Consider the following 1,947-nt stretch of genomic DNA (forward strand, 5'->3'; position numbering starts at 1 on the left):
TCTCTATGCTCTTTAGTTCTTTTGCATTTATCTTTGCTTTTTTGCCTTGTGTTTGGATTATTTTTCATATACTCAAATACATAAGCATAAAACAAGATTCTCTCTTGTTTTTACATCTTGCTAAAGTATTCTTAGTTCTATCAAGTTTATTTTTTTATGGATATTTTAAAATTGAATATGTGCCTATTCTTATCTCTTCAATCCTTATTAACTTTATCATTGCAAGAAAAATTCTTAACTCTTATACTCTACTCTCTTTAAAGAATATATCTCATCATACACATACTCATTCAATCTCTTGTATGCATTCATCATTGAAGTCTTCACATACTTCTTTATCTCCTGTGCATTATCTATCATTAGAATCTATAAAAGGAGATAGGCTTATAAATAAAGTAACGGGGGGGGGGGCATAATAAAGATTCTATCCACTCTCACATACAAACAATCTTTACAAACCCTAAGTTTTATCTCATTATTGGCATTATCTTTAATCTCTCTTTATTAGGATTTTTTAAATATACAGATTTCTTTTTAGAGAATTTTAATATTCTCTCTAAACTCTTAGAACTTGATTTTAATATTCCCTTGCCTCATATTCTTTTACCCTTAGCTCTCTCCTTTGTAACCTTTCAACAAATTGCTTTTTTAATAGATTGTTATAAAAGAATAGATATAAGTGATATGCAAGAGCAAAGAGAAAATCACATATATAAAGAGAAAGATAGAGAATCTAAGCAAGATGATATAAGAAATACAAGCAAGATTGACTTTATTGATTATTGCCTTTTTATCTCTTTCTTTCCTCAACTCATTGCTGGTCCTATTGTGCATCATAAAGAGATGATGCCCCAATTTAATGCTTTAAAAAATAGTCATTGTCTTATCCATTGGGAGTATATGGCTAAAGGATTATTTATATTCTCTATTGGGTTATTTAAAAAAGTATTCATTGCAGATTCTTTTGCCAAATGGGCAAATGCTGGATTTAATGTTGTAGAGAATGGAGGAGTATTAAATATCTTTGAATCTTGGACTACTTCACTCTCTTATACTTTTCAACTCTACTTTGATTTTAGTGGATATTGCGATATGGCAATAGGCTTAGGCTTATTCTTTGGAATAATGCTGCCTATAAATTTTAACTCTCCTTATAAGGCTTTAAACATCAGTGAGTTTTGGCGGAGGTGGCATATCACTTTGGGGAGATTCTTAAAAGAATATGTCTATATTCCATTAGGAGGAAATAGGAATACAAAGTATTGCGCCTCTACACATTATGATGCTATCAATAAGATACTCACTCTTAGAAATCTCTTTTTTGTAGCATTTTTAAGTGGTATTTGGCACGGAGCTGGGTGGGGATTTGTGATATGGGGAGTATTACACGGAGTAGCAATGTGTATTCATAGAATCTACTCGTGGGTGATAGATAATGTGATGTATGAGAGAAAGATAGAAACTTCTTTATCAAAAGACAATACGAGAACACATACAAAAGAGAGCAGAACAGAAAGCATTCAAGATAATATGAGGGTAGATTGTTTTTTAAATGCTCATCTTCATAATGTTTTAGAATCTAAAGATGAGAAAGGATATAAAAAAGATTCTAAAGACATAGATTTTAAGGATTTAGATTCTAAAAGCAAAGTAAATTCTACAAAACAACTGAGCAATACTCCTTTAGCACAAAATATAAGAAACTTTACTCAAGGCAGATTCTATAAAGTGCTTTGTTGGTGTATCACTTTTAACTTTATCAATATCACTTGGATATTCTTTAGGAGTGAGAATGTGCAAGGGGCAATAAATCTACTTAAAGGAATGTTTGGCATTACTTGGGTGGAATTACCCTTAAAGGTTCATCGTATGCCTGCACTCTTAGAACATATAGGTGGAAGAAATGATACGATTATTTATATTATCTTAGGGTTTGTGGTGTGTTTG

At 31.1% G+C, this 1,947-nt stretch carries 2 pseudogenes; both read left to right on the plus strand.

What is annotated here, in order from left to right:
* A pseudogene (locus tag LS65_RS09885) lies at nucleotides 1-416 on the plus strand (hypothetical protein); the annotation flags it as partial.
* A gap of 46 nt (nucleotides 417-462) precedes the next feature.
* A pseudogene (locus LS65_RS10340) lies at nucleotides 463-1,947 on the plus strand (MBOAT family O-acyltransferase); the annotation flags it as partial.

The sequence above is a fragment of the Helicobacter japonicus genome (assembly GCF_000762845.2).
GTDB lineage: Bacteria > Campylobacterota > Campylobacteria > Campylobacterales > Helicobacteraceae > Helicobacter_C > Helicobacter_C japonicus.